Annotated in this window: 2 protein-coding genes and 1 pseudogene; 1 reads left to right on the top strand and 2 read right to left on the bottom strand. The window is 63.1% G+C overall.

Annotated features, from left to right (window positions below; all coding sequences use genetic code 11):
- Positions 1–280: 280 nt before the first annotated feature.
- Together A2I95_RS33935 and A2I95_RS33930 are read right to left on the bottom strand one after the other, a co-directional pair.
- A complete protein-coding gene (locus A2I95_RS33935; RefSeq protein ID WP_291736876.1) occupies positions 281–1,072 on the bottom strand; it encodes an SseB family protein in 792 nt (263 codons plus the stop codon).
- Positions 1,069–1,662 (bottom strand): uracil-DNA glycosylase family protein, encoded by a 594-nt coding sequence (locus A2I95_RS33930; protein WP_027258185.1) that lies wholly within the window; start codon positions 1,660–1,662, stop codon positions 1,069–1,071. The genes A2I95_RS33935 and A2I95_RS33930 overlap by 4 nt, the downstream gene beginning before the upstream one ends.
- A 265-nt stretch (positions 1,663–1,927) precedes the next feature.
- Here A2I95_RS33930 and A2I95_RS33925 point away from each other — a divergent pair.
- Positions 1,928–1,993: pseudogene (locus A2I95_RS33925) on the top strand (ABC transporter); the annotation flags it as partial.

Genomic DNA, 1,993 nt, shown 5'->3' with positions numbered 1-1,993 from the left:
GTCCTGGGCCCGGCGCCGCGCTGACGCGCGGCGCTCTCTCGTCCGCCTTCATCGTCCTGGCTTTTGCCGGGTCACGGGCTGCGCTAGCAGCCGCGCGGCACGCACGGTTTACCCTTGACGCGGTAAACTTCAAACTGGCGCTGACGGGCAAACCTGCCCTTCAGCGCTTCTCAGCAAGGACCCGCGCTGTGCGCAGCACAGCGCCACGCCCAACTGTGAGGCACATTTGAAAATGTGCTGGAGCAGGCGGGAGAGCCCCGCCCTCCCTGCGCCGGCAGCGCTACACCAGCCGCGGCGGCTTGTCCGGATCGCTGCCTGGAATCTCCGGCTGATAGGCTTCCGGTTCTGGCGGTTGCGGCAGGTCGAAACGCAATCCAGCCCGCGCCAGGCTTGCCGCAACCGGGTCTTCCGCCTCAAAGAAAGCCACATCCATCGCCCCCGCTTCGATCCCGGAAAAGGTCAGCGCTTCGCTGGCAGCCTTAGCCAGTGACGCCTGAGCGGCCTCCTTGGCACCAACAAAGCCCAAAAGATGCCCCTGTCCGCCGCCTTCATAGCGGACCCCGATCAGATAGGCCGCCGCTGCCAGCCCGCCTGCGGTTGCCAGCTTGGCATCCAGCGCCCTCAGCAGCGCCTCGGGCAGCCCTGAGGGCGGCGTGAACTCCGTGATACCGGCTTCCACTTCTTGCGGCGTGTGACCAAGCGTCTGATGCAGCCAGCCGATTGCCGCGGCCGGGATTAGGATGGCCGAGGGCGCCACCTCCAGATTCAGCCCAAGCCCGATCCCCTGCCCGGCCAGCATCTGCGCGATGACCCGGCCTGACAAAGCCGCATATGGCACTGCACGGCCTGCAAACTGCGCCAACCGCTCCTCGCGGTCGAACACCAAGACAAAGGCACCCTCAGGTGTCTCAAACAGCTCGGGCGAGATCTGCTCTCCTGCGGTCTCTTCCGTCAGCATCAAAAACAGCTCAGCATCCGCCAGCCGTTCGTAGAACCGCAGCCGGGCAGCATCGTCCTGCAGCGCGGCCTCCATCGCGGCATGAGCCAAGTCCAACGGAGTTTGTTCGATCATTGCATCAGCTCCTTCACCCGGGCCTGCAAAACCGGCAGCAGCTCGGCTTCGAACCAGGGGTTTTTCTTCAGCCATCCGGTATTACGCCAGGACGGGTGCGGCAAGGGGAAGACCTGCGGCGCATGATCCCGCCAGCTCTGCACCAGCGGCGTCACCGGCCCCTTCACCCCCAGGTGATAGTGTTGAGCATGAGCACCGATCAGCACCTTGAGGCGGACATCCGGCAACTGCGCCATCACTTGATGATGCCAGGTCCTGCTGCACACGGCAGGCGGCGGCAGATCCGCCTTTTTCTCATTATAGCCAGGGAAACAGAATCCCATCGGCACCACGGCCACCCGGTCCTTGTCATAGAATTCCGCCTCAGTGAGGCCCAGCCAGACGCGCAGCCGGTCACCGGACGGGTCAGTAAAGGGTCGGCCGCTTTCATGCACCCGTGCGCCGGGGGCCTGACCGGCAATAAGGATCCGGGCTGAAGGGCGGAACCACACCACAGGGCGCGGCTCATGCGCTGTGGCGGTGGCGGCAAAGCGGCCGACACAGATCCGGCAGCCCCGAATCTCTGCCTTCAATTGCTGCCCCGCCCTCATTGTCCCGCGTTTGGAAACAGTCATCGCTTACCCAGCCTTTCCATCTTGCCGGCAGAAAACCCGCCCCTCACCCCGGGTCGGGGACGAATTGGTTAAAACTTCATTGATCAACTATGGTACAATTCGACATAATAAGGCCAAATTCGCGGCGTAGGCCATTAACACTCTTTTGATACCAAAGAGCCACGGGCGCGTCAGAGCGCGATGTGGATATGAGGCAGACAGAGCCCGCAAGAGGGCCGCACGAGCAGCACCGGAACCAGCAATGCTTGAGTTTGAAAACGTCAGCAAGTCCTTCTGGACAGGGACCCAGCGCAAGGTAATCCTTGAC

The organism is Leisingera sp. F5 (assembly GCF_001593695.1).
The sequence above is the reverse complement of the archived record's forward strand: the minus strand, read 5'-3'. Positions and strand labels throughout refer to the sequence as shown.

What these genes read in the sequence shown, in the direction of transcription:
- A2I95_RS33935 (WP_291736876.1), bottom strand. Translation starts at nt 1,072, where the DNA reads ATGATCGAACAAACTCCGTTGGACTTGGCTCATGCCGCGATGGAGGCC.
- A2I95_RS33930 (WP_027258185.1), bottom strand. Translation starts at nt 1,662, where the DNA reads ATGAGGGCGGGGCAGCAATTGAAGGCAGAGATTCGGGGCTGCCGGATC.